Source organism: Ichthyenterobacterium magnum (assembly GCF_003610635.1).
In the GTDB taxonomy this organism is placed as follows: Bacteria; Bacteroidota; Bacteroidia; order Flavobacteriales; family Flavobacteriaceae; genus Ichthyenterobacterium; species Ichthyenterobacterium magnum.
Genome location: NZ_RAQJ01000004.1, coordinates 58,078 through 78,540 on the forward strand (window position 1 = coordinate 58,078; position 20,463 = coordinate 78,540).

The following is a 20,463-nucleotide window of genomic DNA, read 5'->3' on the forward strand; positions in this document are numbered from 1 at the left end:
GTGTAACTAAAAAAGCTTCAAGTATTAACTTGAAGCTTTTTTAGTTTATATAAAGATTGCTTTATTTAGCAGGAGCATTCATTTTTCTGCTCATTTCCATAGAAATTGCAGAACGGTCAAACTTAATTTTTCCAGCTAATGTTTCAATAACACAACTACTATCTTTATCGTTAAGGTCTACGACTTTACCATGCATACCACTTTTAGTGATAACCTTGTCGCCTCTTTTAAGCTCGCTAGCAAACTTTTTTTCTTGTTTTGCACGTTTCATTTGTGGTGCAATCATAAAAAAGTAAACCACAGCAAACATGGCTACAAATGGTAACATACTTCCTAATCCTTCCATCTAAACTATTTATTGAACTTGTTTAATAACCGGCTTAGCTGGAGTCTTTGCTGGAGCGTTAGGATCTGCCTCTACAAATGATTTAATTTTAACCACTTCAGAACCTTTTTCTGTATTTGTAGTTAATGTAATCGATTTAGTAACCGCTCCTTTTCCTTTACCGTTAAATTTAACTGTAAACTCAGCAGACTCTCCTGGAGCTAAAGGCTCTCTGTTCCAATCTGAAGGCACTGTACATCCACAAGTACTCTTAATGTTACTTACTACTAAAGGAGAATTACCTGTATTTTTATATTTAAACTTAGTTTCAACTGGAGTACCATTTACAATAGTACCAAAATCGTGTTCAGTCTCTTCAAATGTAATTGTTGGGAAATCTCCAGATGTTGCATCTCTCTCAGCTGCTGCAGCTACATTTTCTGAATTAATCTTGCTAGATGCATCTTCTTTACATGATGTAAAAGCTACCATACATAGTGCGCTTAAACCTAAAATCACTTTTTTCATTACTATAAATTTTAATTATTAATTTTTATTTTTCATTCAAGGCGTTAAAAGTACTAATTATTTGTTCTAATTAAAATTTTTTCGATAATTGAACAAAAAATTAACAGTAATACCAACTTCTACTACATTAAGCCTCTTCCTATTTTGTTTAAAGTGCCTTGCGCAGTATATTCTTTCACTATTTTATCTAGAATACCGTTTATAAACATACTACTTTTAGGTGTAGAATATTCTTTAGCTACTTCTAAATATTCATTTATTGTAACTTTGGTAGGTATTGAAGGGAATTTTTGAATTTCGCATATTGCCATTTGCAATAAAATAGAGTCTAAGCTTGCTATTCTTTCTGAATCCCAATTTGTAGTACGTTTTGCTATTTCTTCATTTAATTTTGAACGATTAAGCAGTGTCTTTTTAAACAAATCAACTGCAAAATCTCTGTCTTCGCTATTTTTAAGCAATTTAGGCGTAAAATGAGTTTCTGAAGAATTTGGTTTTACAGCGTTTAATAGTCTTAAGATATTAGTATTAACTACAGGAAGATCATCTAACCAAGTTAATTTTTTGTCTTCAAAATAATCGTATAGCTTATCATTAGGTGCTATAATTTGAGTAAACATGTCTACAACAAACTGTTTATCCTCATTAAAATCTGAAACTTCAGTAGCCATATATGTTTTATAAATATCGCTTTCTAGTAAAGCTTTATATATAATATCAACATACTCAAAATCTAAATACCAAAGGTTTAGTTTTCGTTTTTCAAGTTCATTTTTAAGTACCGTATTATTTCTTAATGAACGTAATACTTCATTATTTATAAACTTTGAATTGGGATTTTTTTCTTCGTGAGTTGCTAAAAACTTCTTCTGCTTCTTTTCTTGTTTGTCTTCGGCTTTTTTATGCACCTCTACAAGTAAAGTTAACATGCTTAAATACAAATCGTACATACTATCTAAACTGTGAAGAAGAAATTTTTCATCCTTCTTAAAATCATCACTTTCAGTCCCCTTAAAGGCATATAAGGTTTGCATGACTTTTATACGTATATGTCTTCTATTTAACATGTAAAGAACTTTTTAATTAAGAAAGCGAAAGTTTAATCACTTTCGCTTTGCAAAAATACTATAATTTTATGAGTACAAAAATAATTTAAGCCGAAGCTTTAACTATTTTAAATTTTCTTTTCGTCTAGTTTCAATACGCTCTTTAGCAATATTTAAAGCTGCAGAATTTGTTGTTATATCGTGAGCTTTAGCATAATCTAATATCTCTAAAGTTGTATTGTATATGTTTTCTGTTTTACGGATAATCTCTTGTTTTCCGTAGTTTTCTAACTCTGCATATACATTGATGATTCCGCCTGCATTAATTAAAAAGTCTGGTGCATAAACGATACCTCTGTCTTGTAATAATTTACCATGAACAGTCTCATCTGCTAATTGATTATTAGCTGCTCCAGCAACAACTTTTGCTTTTAACTTATATACAGTTTCATCATTTATTGTTGCGCCAAGTGCACAAGGTGCATAAATATCCATAGGCTCACTATAAATATCATTACCTTCATAAATGGTAACGCCATACTTAGATTTAATACTTTCTAATCGTTCTTGGTTAATATCTGCAATTGTAACATTTGCGCCTTCATTAACAAGATGCTCTACTAGCGCTTCACCAACATGACCAATACCTTGAACAAATATTGATTTATCTTCTAATACATCACTTCCAAATTTAAAATTTGCAGCGGCTTTCATGCCCATAAACACACCATAAGCAGTAATTGGAGATGGATTACCTGCACCACCTTTATCTTCTGATATACCAGTAACATAAGGTGTTACTTCACGTACTAAATCCATGTCTGCTGTATCCATTCCAACATCTTCAGCAGTTATATAACGACCGCTTAAAGAATGAACAAATTCACCAAACTTTTTCATAAGCTCAGGTGTTTTTTGAGTTTTAGCATCACCAATAATAACAGCTTTTCCTCCACCTAAGTTTAATCCTGTAATTGCAGACTTAAAAGACATACCTCGAGATAAACGCAAAACATCGTTTAAAGCTTCCCATTCGTTATTATATTGCCACATTCTTGTGCCTCCAAGAGCAGGTCCTAAAACTGTGTTATGTATACCAATTATTGCTTTTAAACCAGTATCTTTGTCGTTGCAAAAAACGATTTGTTCGTGATTATCGAATGAATTTTGCCCAAAAACTGGGTCTATTTTAGAAAGTTCTTTTGAACTTATTACGTCTGAAACCATAAAATAAAATTTAATCTGCAGTTTTATTAAATCAGTAAAAACAGCGAGCAAAAATAAATTAATATTAGAGTTTTCGCAAAATTATGATTGTTAAAATAGCAGATTGTTAAAAACTAAATACATAGTATATTTTAAATGAATGCCTTACAACATATAAACAAGTATTTTTATAAATACAGATATCGCCTACTATTTGGAATACTCATTACAATTTGTGCGAAAATATTTGCATTATTTACACCTCGCCTAATAGGTAAGTCTGTTACTGTAATTTCAAAAAGGCTTAATGATGAGATTACCCATGAGGCATTTAAAAATGATTTAAGTTTAAATATTATATATCTAATTGTAGCTGCATTAATTGCTGGTCTTTTTACTTTTTTAATGCGCCAAACTATTATTAATGTATCTAGACATATAGAATATGACTTAAAAAATGAAGTCTATAAACAATACCAAAACCTGTCATTGAGTTTCTATAAATCTAATAGAACTGGAGATTTAATGAACCGAATAAGTGAAGATGTAGGCAAAGTACGAATGTATACAGGACCAGCAATAATGTATACTATAAACATGATAACACTTTTTATTGTTGCCTTAATTTACATGTTAAATATTGCTCCAACATTAACGTTATACGTAATGCTTCCGCTACCAATTCTATCTGTAATTATATATAAACTAAGTACGGTTATTAATAAACGTAGCACTATTGTTCAACAATATTTATCACACCTTTCTACTTATACTCAAGAATCTTTTAGCGGTATTTCTGTTATAAAGTCTTATGGTATTGAAGAAGAAAATATTAATGCTTTTAACTCACTTTCTAATGAGAGTAAACAAAAGCAAATCAATCTCACTAAAGTGCAAGCCTTATTTTTTCCGTCTATGATTTTGTTAATAGGTATAAGTAACATACTAGTAGCTTATGTTGGTGGCATGCAATATATAAATGGAGAAATAAAAGATATTGGTACAATTGCAGAATTTTTAATATACGTAAACATGCTAACATGGCCTGTAGCTACTGTTGGTTGGGTTACAAATTTAGTTCAACAAGCCGAAGCATCTCAGAAACGTATTAATGAGTTTTTAAAACAAGAACCAGATATTAAAAACAATAATAATACGCCATCAATAATAAATGGAAATGTAGATTTTAAAAATGTTTCATTTGCGTATCCTGATACCAATATACAAGCATTAAACAAGGTTAGTTTTTCAATTAAAAAAGGAGAAACTCTAGCCATTTTAGGTAAAACTGGCTCTGGTAAGTCTACAATATTAGATTTAATAGGTAGACTTTATGATGTACAAGAAGGTGTGATTGAAATTGACGGAAAACAGATAGATCAAATACATCTTAACAGCTTAAGAAATAGCATAGGATACGTGCCTCAAGATGCCTTTTTATTTTCAGATAGCATCAAAAACAATATTATGTTTGGTAAAGAAGATGCTACTGAAAATGAAGTCATTAAAGCTGCTAAAAATGCCGATGTTCACAAAAACATCATAGCATTCACTAATGGTTACGATACCAAATTAGGCGAACGTGGTATTACACTTTCTGGTGGCCAAAAACAACGTATTTCTATTGCTAGAGCAATAATTAAATCTCCAGAGATTCTTTTATTTGACGACTGTTTATCTGCAGTAGACACAGAAACCGAAGAAAAAATACTAAAAAACCTCAGACAGGTTTCTAAAGGAAAAACAACAATAATTGTTAGCCATAGAATTTCTTCAGCCAAAGATGCAGATAAAATAATTGTACTTGAAGATGGTAAAATCACACAAAGTGGATCTCATGAAACACTAGTAAATACCGATGGTTATTATAAAGAATTATACAACAAACAACTTAGCCAAAAAGAAATATAGTTATTTGTTGGTTAGTAATCTTTTTTTTTAGATTTTTGGTACAAGAAAACAACACAAAAAAACATTTAATTAGCTATGAGTGACCACGGAATGATGGAGAAAGAGGAAATTTTCTCAAAAGTATTGCGAGCAGGAAGACGAACTTACTTCTTCGACGTAAGAGCAACTAAAGCTGGTGATTATTACCTCACAATTACTGAAAGTAAAAAATTTACTAATGATGATGGTTCTTTTCACTACAAAAAACACAAAATCTATTTATACAAAGAAGATTTTTCTGAGTTTAATGAGATTTTAAGAGAAATGACAGATTATATCATTGACGAAAAAGGCAATGAAGTTATAAGCGAACGTCATCAAAAAGATTTCAAAAAAGAAGACATGTATACTTCAAATAATGAAACTACAGAAACTAATGATACACCTGCATCTCCTGAAAGCTTTACAGATGTAAACTTTGAAGATATATAAATCTAACTTTTGTTAAATTATACAAAACCGTTACATTACAGTAACGGTTTTTTTATTTTTATACCTTAACTAATACTTTATGAGATTAATCTTCCTTATTCTGGTTATAGTAATTACTAACGTAACTGCGCAAACCAAAACAGACTTAAACTATTATCTGCCTCAAAACACAACATACAATCAAAACATTCCTACGCCAGAGTCTGTAATAAGGCATCACGTTGGCGAGTGGCATATTACGCATGACAAACTTGTTCATTATATGTATGCGTTAGCAAATGCTTCAGATAGAATAACTATTGAAGATAGAGGCCACACGTTTGAAGATAGACCTTTGCTTCTACTCACAATAACATCTCCAGAAAATCAAGCTAATATTGATACCATACGAGATAAACATATTACTGCAACTAATAATAGCACTGTAAATAATAGTAACATGCCAATAGTTGTTTACCAAGGGTTTTCAATTCATGGCAACGAAGCTAGTGGATCAAATGCTGCATTATTACTTGCCTATTATTTGGCTGCTGCCGAAAGCTCTGAAGTAAAAAACTTACTTAACAATACTGTAGTTTTATTAGACCCATCATTAAATCCAGACGGTTTACAACGATTTGCATACTGGGCAAACACCAATAAAAGTAAAAACTTAAATCCAGATCCAAACGACAGGGAATATCGTGAGGCTTGGCCAGGTGGTCGCACAAATCACTATTGGTTTGACATGAACAGAGATTGGCTACCAGTACAATTACCAGAATCTAGAGCTCGCATTGCTAGTTTTCATAAATGGTTACCTAATATTTTAACAGACCATCATGAAATGGGAACAAACTCAACCTTTTTCTTTCAACCAGGAATACCATCGAGAACGCATCCATTAACCCCAAAATTAAATCAAAAGCTAACAAAACGCATTGGTGATTTTCATGCTAAAGCTTTTGATAAAATTGGCTCATTATACTATACTGAAGAAAATTTTGATGATTTTTACTACGGAAAAGGCTCTACGTTTCCAGATATAAATGGAAGTATTGGTATTTTATTTGAACAAGGTAGCTCACGTGGTCACATACAAGAAAGTGATAATGGTATTTTAACTTTTCCATTTACAATTCGTAATCAATTTACAGCTGCCTTATCTACTTTAGAAGCTGCTGAGACTATGCGTGAAGACATTTTACAATACCAACATGATTTCTATAAAAATGCTAGAACTGAAGCCGCAAAACAAAACGGTAAAGCTATAGTATTTGGCGATGAAAAAGACGCAGCAAAAGCGTATCATTTAGCAGAAATTTTAGAGCGTCAAAATATTACTATTCATAACATAAAAAATGATTTTAGTGTCAATGGAAAACAGTTTAAGAAAGGCAATAGTTTTATCGTTCCTAAAAATCAAAAGAATACAAGACTAATTGATGCCATGTTTGAGAAACGCACAAAGTTTCAAGACAGCTTATTTTATGATGTATCAGCGTGGACTTTTCCTTTAGCATTTAATTTAGACTATGCAGAAAATGTTTCTACGTCAAATGTAGGAGACAAAATCGAAAACCTTAAACCAAAATCTGGTCATATTACAGGAAAAAGTAATTATGCTTATTTAATAGAATGGCATGAATATTACACACCAAAAGCATTAAACCAAATTTTAAGTAGTGGTTTAAGAGCTAAAGTAGCCATGAAACAGTTCAACTTAAATGGAACAGATTACGATTATGGTACTATTTTAATTCCTGTACAAAATCAAAACAAATCATCAGACAAGTTATATGATTTCCTGCAAAATATCGCTAAAGAAAATCATATAGCAATTAATACAGCAAATACCGGATTAACTCAAGGTATAGACTTAGGAAGTAGTCAATTTAGAGCATTAACATTACCTAAGATTGCTCTTCTTGTAGGTGATGGCATTAGAAGCTATGATGCAGGTGAAATATGGCATTTATTAGACCAACGCTATGACATACTTGTAACAAAATTAGACACTAAATCATTAAATAGAAAAGATTTAAGTCGCTATAATACTATTATTATGCCTAGTGGCTCATTAGCAGCTGATGGTACAAAAAAAATAAAAACTTGGGTTGAAAATGGAGGCACATTAATTGGCTATAGAAGTGCGCTAAATTGGTTAAATAAAAATGAATTTATAAAGATTGATTTTAAAAAAATGGAGCATACTGCCGAAGATATTTCATTTGAACAACGAAGTGATTATCGTGGTGCTCAAGTAATTGGAGGTGCTATTTTTGAAGCCAAACAAGATCGTTCGCATCCAATAAATTTTGGATATAAAAATGATAAAATATCATTATTTAGAAACAATACTATGTTTATGAAAGCAGATAAACAAAGTTATAATAACCCAATTAGGTATACTAAAAACCCTTTACTGAGTGGTTATATCTCTAAACCAAACCTAGATAGTTTGTCATTATCTGTTCCTTTTAAAACAAAAAAATTAAAAGCTGGAAGAGTTATTGCGTTTACAGATAACACCAATTTTAGAGCCTTTTGGTATGGCACAAATAAGTTACTTATGAATGCTATATTTTTTAGAGAAGAGCTATAAAACTAGCTTACAATAGTACCATTTTTTACCTTATTTTCTGGGTTTAAAAGAATTACATCTTTTCCGTTAACTGCGCCAAGAATTAAGCATTCGCTCATAAATTTGGCAATCTGCTTTTTAGGAAAGTTAACCACTGCTACAACTTGCTTGCCAAGTAAGGCGTCTTCAGTATATAAGGTAGTAATTTGAGCTGAGGATTTTTTTATACCTAAATCTCCAAAGTCAATTGTAAGTTGATAAGCTGGATGTCTAGCTTCAGGAAAATCATTAACTTCAATAATAGTTCCTATACGTAAATCTACTTTTGTAAAGTCTTCAAAAGTTATTGTATCGCTCATGCTATAAAAGTACAATTAATTACGATATTTGAAAAAAAGAAAATTAAATGGCACGTACACCTTCAAACATGATTGCTTTAGGGACAAAAGCTCCAGGTTTTAAATTATTAGACACTGTTAGTGATTCTTATTTATCTTTAAATGAACTAAAAGGAGCCAAAGGAACAGTTATAATGTTTATTTGTAATCATTGCCCTTTTGTAAAACATGTAAACGAACAGATTTCACAATTAGCTAAAGATTATTTATCTAAAGGAATAAACTGCATTGCCATTTCTAGTAATGATACAGACAATTATCCGCAAGATGCGCCGCATTTAATGAAACAAAATGCTATTGACGAAGACTTTACATTTCCGTATTTATATGATAAATCTCAAGAAGTAGCCAAAGCCTATGACGCTGCTTGCACACCAGATTTTTATGTGTTTAATGATAATTTGGAACTTATTTATAGAGGTCAACTTGATGATTCTAGACCAGGAAATGGAATACCAGTAACAGGAAAAGACATACGTGATGCACTAGAAGCTTTATTACATAACAAACCTATTAATGCATTACAAAAACCTAGTATAGGCTGTAATATTAAATGGTTGTAAAATCTTAGCAACTTAACATACTTCAGCATACAAATCGAAATCTTCTGCTTCAATAATCTTTACATTTGTAAATTCTCCTGTTTTTAAGTAGGTTTTTGTAGCATCAATAAGCACTTCGTTATCTACATCTGGCGAATCATATTCTGTACGACCAACAAAATAGTTACCTTCTTTTCTATCTATAACTACTTTAAACTCCTGACCTATTTTAGCTTGATTCAACTCCCATGAAATTTGAGATTGAATTTCCATAATTTGATTTGCTCTATCAATCTTTACATCTTCAGGAACATCATCTTCTAAATTATAAGCATGTGTGTTTTCTTCATGAGAATACGTAAAACATCCTAAACGTTCAAAACGCATGTCTTTTACCCAATCTCTAAGTGTTTCAAAATCTTCTTCTGTTTCACCTGGATAACCAACAATTAATGTTGTACGAATGGTCATTTCTGGAACTGCAGCTCTAAATTGTTTAAGCAGTTTTGTCGTTTTTTCTTTAGTTGTTCCGCGACGCATACTTTTAAGAATTGAATCACTAATATGTTGTAACGGAATATCTAAATAATTACAAATTTTTGGTTCTCTATTCATGACATCAAGTACATCCATTGGGAAACCAGTTGGAAATGCATAATGCAAACGAATCCATTCAATACCTTCAACCTTTACTAAAGCTTCAAGTAATTCTGCTAAATTTCTCTTTTTATATAAATCGAGTCCGTAATAAGTTAAATCTTGAGCAATTAAAATCAATTCTTTAACACCATTAGCTGCTAATTTTTCTGCTTCAATAACAACCTCTTCAATTGGAGTAGATTTATGTTTTCCTCGCATTAACGGAATTGCACAAAAACTGCAAGGTCTATCACAACCTTCCGCAATTTTTAAATACGCATAATTTTTAGGTGTTGTTGTTAAACGTTCTCCAATTAATTCATGCTTATAATCTGCCCCTAATGCTTTTAATAAACCTGGAAGTTCTGTTGTACCAAAATAAGCATCGACATTAGGAATCTCTTTTTGTAAGTCTGGTTTATAGCGTTCTGAAAGGCATCCCGTAACAAACACTTTATCAACTTCTCCTGCTTCTTTTTTCTGCATGAATTCTAAAATAGTATTCACACTTTCTTCTTTAGCATTATTAATAAAACCACATGTATTTACAACAACTATATTGCCTTCTTCTTCATGCACAACATCTTTGCCGCTAGCTTTAAGCTGTCCCATTAATACTTCACTGTCGTAAACATTTTTACTACAGCCAAGTGTAACTACATTGATTTTATTCTTTTTAAGTGATTTTGTTCTCATACTAAAATTTCAGGATGCAAAGATACAACCTTATAGCTATGTTTTTGAGTTTAATCTAATTATAATTCACAGGTGCTTTTCTCATTTTTGTAGCTTGCTCATAATTATAAGCCCATTGCAAAAGTTGTTTTTCTGATAGACGTTTTCCTATAAATGTTAATCCCATTGGAGCTCCATTTTCTTTATAACCCATCGGAACAGTAATTGCTGGATATTCTGCTACTGCTGCATAACCAGCGTGATAATTATTTATTGATAATACACCATCTAACTGATTAGTTTTAATAAAATCATCAAAATAGTGCTTTCCGTTTGTTTTAAGTATTTCTTTAATTAAGGTGAACTCTTCATCTGTAGCTTTATCTGCCACAATTCCTTTAAAAAGTGCTTGTCCATAAGGCATTATATGTATTGAATCTTTTAAATTGAAATCTATAACATCTTCAACAGATTTAAGAGCAACCTTATCATCTGCATATTTAGAAAGGTAAATAGGCAAATCCTTTTGCATGTCTAAATTTAAGAGTCTAAGAAAATCTGGTAATTTAATGTCTTCGTTTTCTTCTATCACAACAATTTCAGCACCGCGTTTTTTAAGCTGTTCTATAGCAGAAACATATAATGGTTCTTTTTCAAGCATTTCTTTATAAGCACCAAAACGTTTCCCTTTTAATCCTTCTGAAACTAATTCGTCAACATAAAAACCGTTACCCCAAAGCGCGAAAATAGATTTAGAATCTGATTTATCTTCTCCAAAAATTGCATCTAAAAGAATTGCATTATCTATAACATTTTTTGTTATTGGTCCTGCAGTATCTAAAGTTGATGAAATTGGTATAATACCACTTCTACTTACCAAACCAATGGTTGGTTTTAGTCCAACTACAGAATTCTGGCTAGCTGGAGATAATATTGAACCAGAAGTTTCACTACCAATTGAAGCTGCACAAAAATTAGCTGATGTGGCTACACCACTACCAGAACTAGAACCACCTGTATCTATAATCTTGCGACCATATGGATTAAGCGTTTGGCCTCCAATTGCAGAATAGCCACTTGGACATTCACCACAAAAGAAATAAGCCCATTCGCTCAAATTAGCTTTTCCTAAAATAAGAGCGCCTTGTTTTTTTAGTTGTTTTACAATAAATGCATCTTCTGCATTATTATCTTGTAACGCAACTGCTCCTGCTGTTGTAGGCATATCTGATGCATTGACATTATCTTTGAGAAGAATTGGCATTCCAAAAATTGGATGCTTCATTTTTTTATTCAAAAACTCTTTATCTTTTTGCCTAGCTTGTTGAATCACATTAGGATTAAGTGCAATAACTGAATTTAATGAAAGATTATTTGCTCTATCAAACTTTCTTATGCGGTAGAGATAGAATTTTGTTAGCTTTTCATAGGATAGTTCCCCAGAAGTGATATGTTTCTGCAACGTAGGAATATCTTGTTCTAAAACAAACGGCTTTAAATTATTGTATATACTTTTCAAGGTCTTTATTAAAAGGCTTCCAAAAATTATCTACGTTAATGTATTTAGAATCTAGCACTTTAAACTCTGTAAAGTCTTTAGTAGAAATCGCGCTAATATCTGTATTAGAAGAATCAACTTCAACAGCTTTATCTTCTATATCTGAAGTTGTTGTTTTTTGAGTTTCCTTTTTACAAGAAAAAACAAATACTATAATTAATAAATAGTAAAAATATTTCATGTGTAGTGTTTATTATCTTTTAACGGTCACATGTTGTTCGCAATTAATTATTCCGAAAAAAACAATATTTTAAACATGCTCGGTTCATGGTTAGTATTTTTACTAAAAATACTAATAAAAACACTTTACTTAAAAATTATGACGTTTTACTTAAAGAACGAATCTACAAATTCAAATTTGTTGAAGACTTGTAGGTCTTCAATGCCTTCGCCAACACCAATATATTTAACAGGAATTTGAAATTGATCAGAAATACCAATAACAACGCCTCCTTTTGCTGTGCCATCTAATTTAGTAACAGCTAACGAAGTTACCTCTGTAGCTGCAGTAAATTGTTTGGCTTGTTCAAAAGCATTCTGTCCAGTAGAACCATCTAAAACTAACAACACATCATGCGGTGAGTTATCGACCACTTTTTGCATCACACGTTTTACTTTAGTTAACTCATTCATTAAGTTAACCTTATTATGTAAACGTCCTGCAGTATCTATTATAACAACATCTGCATTACTCGTTACAGCACTTTCTAAAGTATCAAAAGCAACAGAAGCTGGATCACTTCCCATAGATTGTTTAACAATAGGAATATCTACACGATCTGCCCAAACTTGTAATTGATCTATTGCTGCTGCTCTAAATGTATCTGCAGCGCCTAAAACAACGTTTAAACCTTGCTTTTTAAATTGATATGCTAATTTACCTATAGTTGTTGTTTTACCAACACCATTAACGCCAACAACCATAATAACATGTGGTTTATGAGTTTTAGGAATGCTAAACTCTGTATCTTCTCCACTATTTGTTTCAGACAATAAACCGGCTATCTCTTCGCGAAGAATTCTATTTAACTCAGAAGTGCCTAAATATTTATCATTAGAGACACGCTCTTCAATACGTTCAATAACTTTTAATGTTGTATTTACACCAACATCACTAGTAACTAATATTTCTTCAAGATTATCTAAAACTTCATCATCAACTTTAGATTTACCTGCAACAGCTTTATTTAATTTTGTAAAAAAAGAAGTTTTAGATTTCTCTAAACCTTTGTCTAAGGTTTCCTTTTTTTCTGAAGAAAATATTTTTTTAAAAAAACTCATTTGTAATCCTTATTTTGAATAACTAAGTCAAATGTCGAGCCGAAAATTTTAACTGTAATTTTGTCATAGTTTTGCCCAAATATAGACATAAAAAAACTGCTTTCAAATTGAAAGCAGTTGTAATTAAATATGATAATTTAATTTATTTTTTGTTTAAAAAATCATTGACAAACTCTGGTGCCATTACTGACTCAACAAACATGTAAGCTCCTGTTTTTGGTGATTTTACCATTTTAATAGCTTTAGTAAGTCTTTTAGATCCTGTTTGTAATGATGCTACTGATTTCTTTGCCATGACTCAAATGTGTTTATTTGAGACTTTCTTACGAAAATCTCTAATTATTTAATTTCTTTATGAACTGTCATACGCTTAAGAATTGGATTAAATTTTTTAATCTCCATTCTGTCTGGCGTATTCTTTTTGTTTTTTGTTGTGATGTAACGAGAAGTTCCTGGTTGTCCAGATTCTTTATGCTCAGTACATTCTAATATAACTTGTATTCTATTACCTTTCTTTGCCATTGTACGTATCTTTAAGCGTTACGCTATTATTTTAAAAATCCTTTAGATTTTGCTTCTTTGATTGCTGCAGAAATTCCAATTTTGTTAATCGTTTTTAATGCAGATGTAGAAACTTTTAAAGTTACCCAATTATCTTCTTCAGGAATATAAAAACGCTTTTTGATTAAATTCGCATTGAATTTACGTTTTGTTTTATTCATCGCGTGAGATACGTTGTTTCCAACCATCGCTTTCTTTCCAGTAAGTTCACAAACTCTTGACATTCTTCTTAACTTTAATTATGTTATTTCTTTCTGATAATTCCTATTGTTTTTCAATGTCAGAAAGAATATCCTAAATTGCAATTCTTCTTTAATTTTAAAAACCAAACATAGATATTTCAAAACAGGCTGCAAATTTAGTAAAACTTTACAATACCTACAAACTAAAATTACTACTTTTTTAAAATTTCTTTTTGTAGCATTATTAAGGCTTTATTTGTTGCCTTATTTATAACTTTTATTCGATGGTTACCAAGGCTAAATTTTTCTGAAAAAACTCCAAATTTACTAGCAATAGCAATGTAAACTATGCCAACATCTTCTGCTGTATCATCCTTTGTTGGTCCTGCATTACCTGTTGTAGCAATTGCATAATCTGAATTAAACTTTTGCAAAACTGAAACCGCCATTGCTTCTGCTACTTGAGAACTAACTACAGAATGCTTATTAATTAACTCTTCTGGCACATTAAGAAGTTCTTGCTTTGCTTCTCTAGTATAGCTAACAATACTTCCTTTAAAATACTTGGATGCGCCTGCATTTGCTGTAAACGACTCTGCAATCTTTCCTCCTGTACAACTTTCTGCTGTTGCTATTGTTTTTCCTAAAGTTGTTAATTGTTTTCCTAAAACAGCTTCAATAGATATATCATCTTCAAACCCAACAAATATATCTTCAATTTGTGGTAATAACTTTTGTATTTGCTGTTCTATTTCTGTTTTTACTATTTGTTTGTTTTCATGCTTGGCAGATAGCCTTAATCGCACTCTACCCAAATTAGGTAAGTAAGCCAATTTCACAAAATCTGGTAATGCATCTTCCCAAGCTTCAATTCTTGCTGCAAGTGCACTTTCTCCTAAACCGTAAGTCAATATTGTTTTGTGTTGAATATAAGGAAAATTAAATGTTGCTCTTAACTTAGGTATTACTTCATTTTCAATTAGTGCTTTCATTTCAAAAGGCACGCCTGGAAGAGATACAAATACTTTATTGTTTTTTTCTAACCACATACCTGGAGCACTACCAACGCTATTCATCAAAACTTGGGCTTTAGATGGTATCAAAGCTTGATCAATATTAACTTGTGTTAACTCTTGCTTGATATACTTCTGCCAAAGAAATTTAATGTTTTTAAGTACGGCCTCACTTTGCACTAAAGTATCATTAAAATATTCTGCAATAGTTTTTTTTGTAATATCGTCTTTTGTAGGACCTAAACCTCCAGTAACAATAATAATATCCACATTATTTTCGGCTTCTTTTAGAGCTTTTAAAATATGCGCTTTATCATCTTGAATTGAAGTGATTTGATATACAGAAACACCAATTTTATTTAGTGCTTTACTTATAAATGCAGAATTAGTATCTACAATTTGACCAATGAGAATCTCATCACCTATTGTAATTATTTCTGCCTGCATTACAACTAAAGGTTGAAATCGTTTTTAAGTTCTGCTGTAGCATTTTCGACAGCGGTAAGAACAAGTTCTAATTGGCTAGAAACATCTTCTCCTGCTTTTTCAAATTTACCCCAATCTTGAACGACGATTAAATCTTGCAAAACACCCAACTCAAACAAATCGATTGTAGGTTTCATTTTATGTGCAGCTTGATATGTGTTATAATAGTCTGTTTCTGCAACAGCTTTTTTTAGTCGCTCAGCATCAACTGGTACTTCTTCTAAAAATGCTGCTGCTAATGCTGCAATGAAGTCTTCGTCGTTGTCTGCTAACTCTCTTACTCTATGTAGTTTATAATGTTGTTCCATTTATTTTACTGTAACTGAAAACAATTGTTTGTCTTCTATGTATCCATTTAATTTATCATTAGCAAGTACCTTGCCAACTCCTGATGGCGTTCCTGTAAATATAATATCTCCAATCTTTAAAGTAAAATATTTTGAAACATATTCTATCAATTCATCAATTTTCCAGAGCATTAAATTTGTATTTCCCTGTTGCACAAGGCTTCCGTTTTTTTCTAAAGAGAAATTAATTTCATTTATATTTTCAAAATCAGACTTTGGTAACCATTTACCAATTACTGCTGCGCCATCAAAAGCTTTCGCTTTTTCCCATGGTAAGCTTTTGGCTTTTAATTGGGATTGCAAATCGCGAGCTGTAAAATCTATACCTAATCCTATTTCGTCATAATATTTATGAGCAAACTTTTTAGCGATATGCTTTCCTACTTTATTAATCTTCACCAAAACCTCAACTTCATGGTGCACATCATCTGAAAAATCTGGAATAAAAAACGGTTGTTTTTTCAACAAAATAGATGTGTCTGGTTTTAAAAACACAACTGGATCTGTTGGCTTATCATTTTCTAACTCTTTAATATGATCTGTATAGTTACGACCAATGCAGATTAATTTCATATTCATTTCCTGAAAAGACAGGAATCTTTATTAATTAAACATTTTAATTTCTTAGTGGATTCCTGCCTTCGCAGGAATGACAATTATGATAACTTATTATTAAAGGCTCTTAGCTTAATAGCTGTTAGCACTTTTTTAGTATATAAAGGAAAGTCTGCATTAAGCAACCAGCCAAAATAACCAGGTTCTTTTTCTAAAACTTCGGTCACTAATTTACCTTTATGCTTACCAAAAGAAAAACATTCTACACCTTCTTTATTATAACTAATAAAACCTGCAAAATCTGCAAACTTTTTACGTGAACTAAATTCTGCTAAAAACTTGGTGTCATTTTCTAAGTCGTCATACTTTTCTATTTGTGCTTTTAAAACTTCGTAGGTTGCATTTGTATCTGCTTCTGCACTATGCGCTCCTTCTAAATCTTTATCACAATAAAACTTATATGCTGCACTTAATGTACGCTGTTCCATTTTATGAAAAATAGTTTGTACATCTACTGCATGTCTGTTTTTTATATCAAAATCTACATCTGCACGCAGCATTTCTTCAGCTAATAAAGGAATATCGAATCGGTTGGAATTAAAACCACCTAAATCTGAATCTTTAATTAAGTTATGAACCTCTTTTGCAAGCTCTCTAAATGTTGGTTTGCCTGCAACATCTGCATCAGATATACCATGTATTGCTGTTACTTCGGTAGGAATTGGCATTTCTGGATTTACTTTCCATGTATGTCGTTCTTCTTTGCCTGACGGAAATACTTTTAAGATTGAAATTTCTACGATTCGGTCTTTTGAAATATTAATTCCTGTAGTTTCTAAATCAAAAAAACAGATGGGCTTTGTAAGGTTGAGATTCATTTATAATATATTTTACACAAAGATATAAGAATAAAAAAAGCCTTAATAAAAATTAAGGCTTTTAATATTATATAATTGTTAGTTAAATCTCCCTATTAGAATCCCAAGCTTCTAAATAATCTTTAACCGCTTTTACAAATTGACCTCCCAAAGCACCATTAACAACTCTATGATCGTAAGAATGTGACATAAACATTCTGTAACGAATACCAATAAAATCTCCTTCTGGTGTTTCTACTACAGCCGGCACTTTACGTATGGCGCCTAAAGCTAAAATACCGACCTGAGGCTGGTTAATTATTGGTGTTCCCATGATACTACCAAATGTACCAACATTGGTAACGGTATATGTTCCGCCTTGTATATCGTCTGGTTTTAGTTTGTTTTCGCGAGCACGACTAGCTAAATCATTAACTTTTTTAGTCATACCAACAAGGTTTAATTGGTCTGCATCTTTAATTACTGGAACGATTAAATTACCATCTCCTAAAGCTGCTGCCATACCAAGATTAATATGTTTCTTTTTAATAATTTTATCGCCTTGAACAGAGATATTCATCATAGGATAGTCGCGTAATGCTTTTGCAACGGCTTCCATAAATATTGGCGTAAAGGTTAAGTTTTCACCTTCACGTTGTGCAAACTCTTTCTTAACTTTATTTCTCCAATTCCATATTTTAGTAACATCTGCTTCAATAAAACTCTGTACATGAGCAGACGTTTGAACAGACTCTACCATATGATGTGCTATGAGTTTCCCCATTCTAGACATCTCTATAATTTCATCATCACCAGAAGCTACAACTGGAGCAGATTCTTTTGCTGTTCCGTTTGATTGTGCTGGAGCAACTTTTGGTGCTTCTTGAGTTTTAGTTGCTTCAACATTAGATTGAGAGCCTCTATTTTCTATATAAGATAAAATATCATGTTTAGTAACGCGTCCTTCTTTTCCTGTTCCTGGAACAGTATCTAATTCTGCTTGCTGAATACCTTCTTGTTTTGCAATATTTTTAACTAAAGGCGAGTAAAAACGTTCACCAGAGTTGATTACTGGAGCTGCTACTTGCTGTTTAGCAACCTCAACTGTTTGAGCAATTTGTACTACTTCTGGAGAGGCTGCTACGTCTTGCTTAACTGGTTCTGCAACTGGTGTTGATGCACTTGACGCAACATCTGCTTCTGTTTCAATAACAGCAATAGTTTGTCCTACTTGAACAACATCATCAACATTAAAAAGTATTTCTGTTAAAACACCGTCTACTTCACTAGGCACTTCACTATCAACTTTATCTGTAGCAATTTCTAAAACAGCTTCGTCTGCTTCAATAGTATCGCCTACATTTTTTAACCAAGATGTAATTGTTGCTTCTGCAACACTTTCTCCCATTTTAGGAAGTTTTAGTTCAAATTTTGCCATATTCTTAGTGCAAAAGGTTTTTTTGATTTTATGATTGCAAAATTAAAGAAAAAACATCTAATTTATTGCAGTTTTATTAATTAATTCTTTTTAGAAATTTATTACTTCTCCTCTACTTTTTGAAGAATTACTACCAATAATAAAATTAGAATTATTAGGCAGAATTTTGAAAGATGTATTACTGTTATTTTCTGAAGCTTCAATTATGTTTACAATTGACTTGAAACTTAAATAATTAGCATCAAAAACAAGCTGAGTATTTGGTAACATTTTAGATAACTTAGATACTCTTTGAACGTTTTTGCCTAGTTTTTTTTCTAATGCTGGATAGCTCTTATGAGATATTAATATACTCTGTTTAATTGGTTTTATTTTAGTTAACTCTTTAACACTAGCCCATTTTGCAAACTGAATACCTAGCCAAACTAAGACATCAAATATTATATTAGACTTAAAATGCTTGTCGTAAAATACCTGCATCGCTCCATAAAAACGTTTAGCATAGGTTTTGTCTTTTAAAGTACTTTCGCCTTTATAATGAATTATTGTAGTTTTTCCATAATATGTATTATCATAACCAGCTTTACGTATTTTGTATGATAAGTCTATATCTTCTCCATACATAAAATAGGCTTCATCAAAACCTTTAACTTCATTATATATTGATCGCTTTATAAGCATAAATGCTCCAACAAAAACATCTACTTTACCTACTTCATTTTTATCTAAATGATTTGCATAGTATGATTTAGAAAATCCTAAAATCTTTTTTATTGCTACAGCTGGTTTTGGAATATTACGTTTGCTTTCTGGCAAGAAGTTGCCTTGACCATCAATTAACTTACAGCTTAAAATTCCTAAATTATTTAGTCCTTCGGCATAACTTAACAAGGTTACAAATGTATCTTCTGTTACAACAGTATCTGGATTTAATATGCATACATACTCACCTTTTGCAATAGATACGCCTTGATTATTAGCTTTAGAAAAACCTAAATTTTCTTTGTTTTCAATTAAAACAACATTTGGAAATAAGCGTTTAACCATTTCGCAACTATCGTCATTAGAATTATTATCAACCACTATAATTTCTGCTTCTAAATTACTAGTAGCAGCTGCGACACTTTTAAGACACAACTCTAAGAAGTAGCGCACATTATAGTTTAATATGATAACAGATAGCTTCAAAATAGTGTTAAGATTTTAATGATATTTCAAACGGAATTCTATTAATAATACTTCGACCAAGAGTAACCTCATCTGTATACTCTAGTTCATTTCCTACTGAAATACCTCTTGAGATTGTTGACGTAACTACATCAAAATCTTGTATTTGCTTATAAATATAGAAATTGGTTGTATCGCCTTCCATGGTAGAACCTAAGGCAAAAATGATTTCTTTTATTTTTCCTTGTTCAACTTTATCTACTAACGATTGGATATTTAACTCGTTTGGTCCAACACCATCCATAGGTGATATTTTTCCTCCTAACACATGATACAAGCCTCTAAATGAGCTTGTATTTTCTATTGCCATAACATCTCTTATATCTTCTACTACACAAATAAGACTATCTGTTCTGTGTGGATTAATACATATTTCACAAAGGTCATTATCACTTATATTATGACAACTTTTACAAAATTTAATATCGCTCCGCATTGTACTTAATGCTTTTGCTAGATTTAGTGTTTGTTCTTTTGGTTGACGCAATAAATTTAATACTAGACGTAATGCAGTACGTTTACCAATCCCTGGCAATTGTGACATTTCATTAACTGCATTTTCTAATAATTTTGAAGAAAATTCCATAGTTGCGAATTTAGTATAATTTACTAACTATTTATAGTATAAAAAAGTCCAAAACTGAAATGTCAATT

23 protein-coding genes are annotated in these 20,463 nt (G+C 31.4%); 4 read left to right on the forward strand and 19 right to left on the reverse strand.

Translation table 11 applies throughout. The annotated features are described in order from the left end of the window. Positions 1-61: 61 nt before the first annotated feature. The 4 genes from yajC to BXY80_RS10430 form a co-directional block, all read right to left on the reverse strand. The gene (gene yajC, locus BXY80_RS10415) at positions 62-346 is read right to left on the reverse strand and encodes a preprotein translocase subunit YajC (protein ID WP_120201689.1); all 285 of its coding nucleotides are present in this window, start codon (positions 344-346) and stop codon (positions 62-64) included. Between the two features lie 9 nt (positions 347-355). Beyond that, entirely contained in the window at positions 356-853 is a 498-nt protein-coding gene (locus tag BXY80_RS10420) for a DUF1573 domain-containing protein (protein ID WP_120201691.1), read from the reverse strand. A 122-nt stretch (positions 854-975) separates the two neighbouring features. After that, positions 976-1,920 carry a transcription antitermination factor NusB gene (nusB, locus tag BXY80_RS10425; protein ID WP_245977261.1) on the reverse strand — a complete coding sequence of 315 codons (945 nt, stop codon included), beginning with the start codon at positions 1,918-1,920 and terminating at the stop codon, positions 976-978. Positions 1,921-2,022: 102 nt separating this feature from the next. Beyond that, a complete protein-coding gene (locus tag BXY80_RS10430) occupies positions 2,023-3,126 on the reverse strand; it encodes a Glu/Leu/Phe/Val family dehydrogenase (protein WP_120201694.1) in 1,104 nt (367 codons plus the stop codon). 135 nt (positions 3,127-3,261) lie between these two features. Between BXY80_RS10430 and BXY80_RS10435 the strand changes: the two genes are divergently transcribed. From BXY80_RS10435 to BXY80_RS10445, 3 genes are all read left to right on the forward strand, one after another. Next, on the forward strand, positions 3,262-5,016 hold the full coding sequence (locus tag BXY80_RS10435) for an ABC transporter ATP-binding protein (protein WP_120201696.1): 1,755 nt from the start codon (positions 3,262-3,264) through the stop codon (positions 5,014-5,016). A gap of 75 nt (positions 5,017-5,091) precedes the next feature. Beyond that, positions 5,092-5,487 (forward strand): PUR family DNA/RNA-binding protein, encoded by a 396-nt coding sequence (locus tag BXY80_RS10440; RefSeq protein WP_120201698.1) that lies wholly within the window; start codon positions 5,092-5,094, stop codon positions 5,485-5,487. A 79-nt stretch (positions 5,488-5,566) separates the two neighbouring features. Next, positions 5,567-8,071, forward strand: coding sequence for a M14 family metallopeptidase (locus BXY80_RS10445; RefSeq protein WP_120201700.1), 2,505 nt, complete (start codon positions 5,567-5,569; stop codon positions 8,069-8,071). Between the two features lie 2 nt (positions 8,072-8,073). Here BXY80_RS10445 and BXY80_RS10450 read toward each other — a convergent pair whose 3' ends face one another. Next, a complete protein-coding gene (locus BXY80_RS10450) occupies positions 8,074-8,409 on the reverse strand; it encodes a tRNA-binding protein (protein ID WP_120201702.1) in 336 nt (111 codons plus the stop codon). Between the two features lie 47 nt (positions 8,410-8,456). Between BXY80_RS10450 and BXY80_RS10455 the strand changes: the two genes are divergently transcribed. Further along, complete coding sequence (locus BXY80_RS10455; RefSeq protein WP_120201704.1) at positions 8,457-9,011, forward strand: thioredoxin family protein; 555 nt, start codon at positions 8,457-8,459, stop codon at positions 9,009-9,011. Positions 9,012-9,023: 12 nt separating this feature from the next. Here BXY80_RS10455 and rimO read toward each other — a convergent pair whose 3' ends face one another. The 14 genes from rimO to recR form a co-directional block, all read right to left on the reverse strand. Further along, positions 9,024-10,325 carry a 30S ribosomal protein S12 methylthiotransferase RimO gene (gene rimO / locus BXY80_RS10460; protein WP_120201706.1) on the reverse strand — a complete coding sequence of 434 codons (1,302 nt, stop codon included), beginning with the start codon at positions 10,323-10,325 and terminating at the stop codon, positions 9,024-9,026. A gap of 55 nt (positions 10,326-10,380) precedes the next feature. After that, positions 10,381-11,823, reverse strand: a complete 1,443-nt coding sequence (locus BXY80_RS10465) for an amidase family protein (protein ID WP_317124930.1) — start codon at positions 11,821-11,823, stop codon at positions 10,381-10,383. Further along, positions 11,804-12,043: a hypothetical protein gene (locus tag BXY80_RS14105; protein WP_317124931.1), complete on the reverse strand. Its 240-nt coding sequence runs from the start codon at positions 12,041-12,043 to the stop codon at positions 11,804-11,806. The genes BXY80_RS10465 and BXY80_RS14105 overlap by 20 nt, the downstream gene beginning before the upstream one ends. A gap of 146 nt (positions 12,044-12,189) precedes the next feature. Beyond that, a complete protein-coding gene (gene ftsY, locus BXY80_RS10470; RefSeq protein ID WP_120201708.1) occupies positions 12,190-13,143 on the reverse strand; it encodes a signal recognition particle-docking protein FtsY in 954 nt (317 codons plus the stop codon). A 142-nt stretch (positions 13,144-13,285) separates the two neighbouring features. After that, entirely contained in the window at positions 13,286-13,438 is a 153-nt protein-coding gene (locus tag BXY80_RS10475) for a DUF4295 domain-containing protein (protein WP_008271041.1), read from the reverse strand. Positions 13,439-13,482: 44 nt separating this feature from the next. Further along, a complete protein-coding gene (gene rpmG, locus BXY80_RS10480) occupies positions 13,483-13,665 on the reverse strand; it encodes a 50S ribosomal protein L33 (protein ID WP_007648529.1) in 183 nt (60 codons plus the stop codon). A 26-nt stretch (positions 13,666-13,691) separates the two neighbouring features. After that, positions 13,692-13,928, reverse strand: a complete 237-nt coding sequence (rpmB, locus tag BXY80_RS10485; protein ID WP_120201710.1) for a 50S ribosomal protein L28 — start codon at positions 13,926-13,928, stop codon at positions 13,692-13,694. A gap of 170 nt (positions 13,929-14,098) precedes the next feature. Then, positions 14,099-15,346: a competence/damage-inducible protein A gene (locus tag BXY80_RS10490; RefSeq protein ID WP_120201711.1), complete on the reverse strand. Its 1,248-nt coding sequence runs from the start codon at positions 15,344-15,346 to the stop codon at positions 14,099-14,101. A gap of 5 nt (positions 15,347-15,351) precedes the next feature. After that, on the reverse strand, positions 15,352-15,693 hold the full coding sequence (locus BXY80_RS10495; RefSeq protein WP_120201713.1) for an Hpt domain-containing protein: 342 nt from the start codon (positions 15,691-15,693) through the stop codon (positions 15,352-15,354). After that, complete coding sequence (locus BXY80_RS10500; RefSeq protein ID WP_120201715.1) at positions 15,694-16,305, reverse strand: fumarylacetoacetate hydrolase family protein; 612 nt, start codon at positions 16,303-16,305, stop codon at positions 15,694-15,696. Positions 16,306-16,388: 83 nt separating this feature from the next. Further along, positions 16,389-17,165 carry a 3'-5' exonuclease gene (locus BXY80_RS10505; RefSeq protein ID WP_120201717.1) on the reverse strand — a complete coding sequence of 259 codons (777 nt, stop codon included), beginning with the start codon at positions 17,163-17,165 and terminating at the stop codon, positions 16,389-16,391. A gap of 82 nt (positions 17,166-17,247) precedes the next feature. Next, on the reverse strand, positions 17,248-18,582 hold the full coding sequence (locus tag BXY80_RS10510) for a dihydrolipoamide acetyltransferase family protein (protein WP_120201718.1): 1,335 nt from the start codon (positions 18,580-18,582) through the stop codon (positions 17,248-17,250). A 90-nt stretch (positions 18,583-18,672) separates the two neighbouring features. Further along, positions 18,673-19,770 carry a glycosyltransferase family 2 protein gene (locus BXY80_RS10515; RefSeq protein ID WP_120201720.1) on the reverse strand — a complete coding sequence of 366 codons (1,098 nt, stop codon included), beginning with the start codon at positions 19,768-19,770 and terminating at the stop codon, positions 18,673-18,675. A 7-nt stretch (positions 19,771-19,777) separates the two neighbouring features. Beyond that, the gene (gene recR / locus BXY80_RS10520) at positions 19,778-20,395 is read right to left on the reverse strand and encodes a recombination mediator RecR (protein ID WP_120201722.1); all 618 of its coding nucleotides are present in this window, start codon (positions 20,393-20,395) and stop codon (positions 19,778-19,780) included. Positions 20,396-20,463 lie beyond the last annotated feature (68 nt).

Coding starts and splice junctions, on each gene's coding strand:
- BXY80_RS10505 (WP_120201717.1), bottom strand. CDS start 17,165: ATGAATCTCAACCTTACAAAGCCCATCTGTTTTTTTGATTTAGAAACT.
- BXY80_RS10475 (WP_008271041.1), bottom strand. CDS start 13,438: ATGGCAAAGAAATCAGTAGCATCATTACAAACAGGATCTAAAAGACTT.
- ftsY (WP_120201708.1), bottom strand. CDS start 13,143: ATGAGTTTTTTTAAAAAAATATTTTCTTCAGAAAAAAAGGAAACCTTA.
- BXY80_RS10445 (WP_120201700.1), top strand. CDS start 5,567: ATGAGATTAATCTTCCTTATTCTGGTTATAGTAATTACTAACGTAACT.
- BXY80_RS10455 (WP_120201704.1), top strand. CDS start 8,457: ATGGCACGTACACCTTCAAACATGATTGCTTTAGGGACAAAAGCTCCA.
- BXY80_RS10420 (WP_120201691.1), bottom strand. CDS start 853: ATGAAAAAAGTGATTTTAGGTTTAAGCGCACTATGTATGGTAGCTTTT.
- BXY80_RS10490 (WP_120201711.1), bottom strand. CDS start 15,346: ATGCAGGCAGAAATAATTACAATAGGTGATGAGATTCTCATTGGTCAA.
- BXY80_RS10495 (WP_120201713.1), bottom strand. CDS start 15,693: ATGGAACAACATTATAAACTACATAGAGTAAGAGAGTTAGCAGACAAC.
- rpmG (WP_007648529.1), bottom strand. CDS start 13,665: ATGGCAAAGAAAGGTAATAGAATACAAGTTATATTAGAATGTACTGAG.
- recR (WP_120201722.1), bottom strand. CDS start 20,395: ATGGAATTTTCTTCAAAATTATTAGAAAATGCAGTTAATGAAATGTCA.
- yajC (WP_120201689.1), bottom strand. CDS start 346: ATGGAAGGATTAGGAAGTATGTTACCATTTGTAGCCATGTTTGCTGTG.
- BXY80_RS10500 (WP_120201715.1), bottom strand. CDS start 16,305: ATGAAATTAATCTGCATTGGTCGTAACTATACAGATCATATTAAAGAG.
- BXY80_RS14105 (WP_317124931.1), bottom strand. CDS start 12,043: ATGAAATATTTTTACTATTTATTAATTATAGTATTTGTTTTTTCTTGT.
- BXY80_RS10510 (WP_120201718.1), bottom strand. CDS start 18,582: ATGGCAAAATTTGAACTAAAACTTCCTAAAATGGGAGAAAGTGTTGCA.
- BXY80_RS10435 (WP_120201696.1), top strand. CDS start 3,262: ATGAATGCCTTACAACATATAAACAAGTATTTTTATAAATACAGATAT.
- nusB (WP_245977261.1), bottom strand. CDS start 1,920: ATGTTAAATAGAAGACATATACGTATAAAAGTCATGCAAACCTTATAT.
- BXY80_RS10430 (WP_120201694.1), bottom strand. CDS start 3,126: ATGGTTTCAGACGTAATAAGTTCAAAAGAACTTTCTAAAATAGACCCA.
- BXY80_RS10440 (WP_120201698.1), top strand. CDS start 5,092: ATGAGTGACCACGGAATGATGGAGAAAGAGGAAATTTTCTCAAAAGTA.
- rimO (WP_120201706.1), bottom strand. CDS start 10,325: ATGAGAACAAAATCACTTAAAAAGAATAAAATCAATGTAGTTACACTT.
- BXY80_RS10450 (WP_120201702.1), bottom strand. CDS start 8,409: ATGAGCGATACAATAACTTTTGAAGACTTTACAAAAGTAGATTTACGT.
- rpmB (WP_120201710.1), bottom strand. CDS start 13,928: ATGTCAAGAGTTTGTGAACTTACTGGAAAGAAAGCGATGGTTGGAAAC.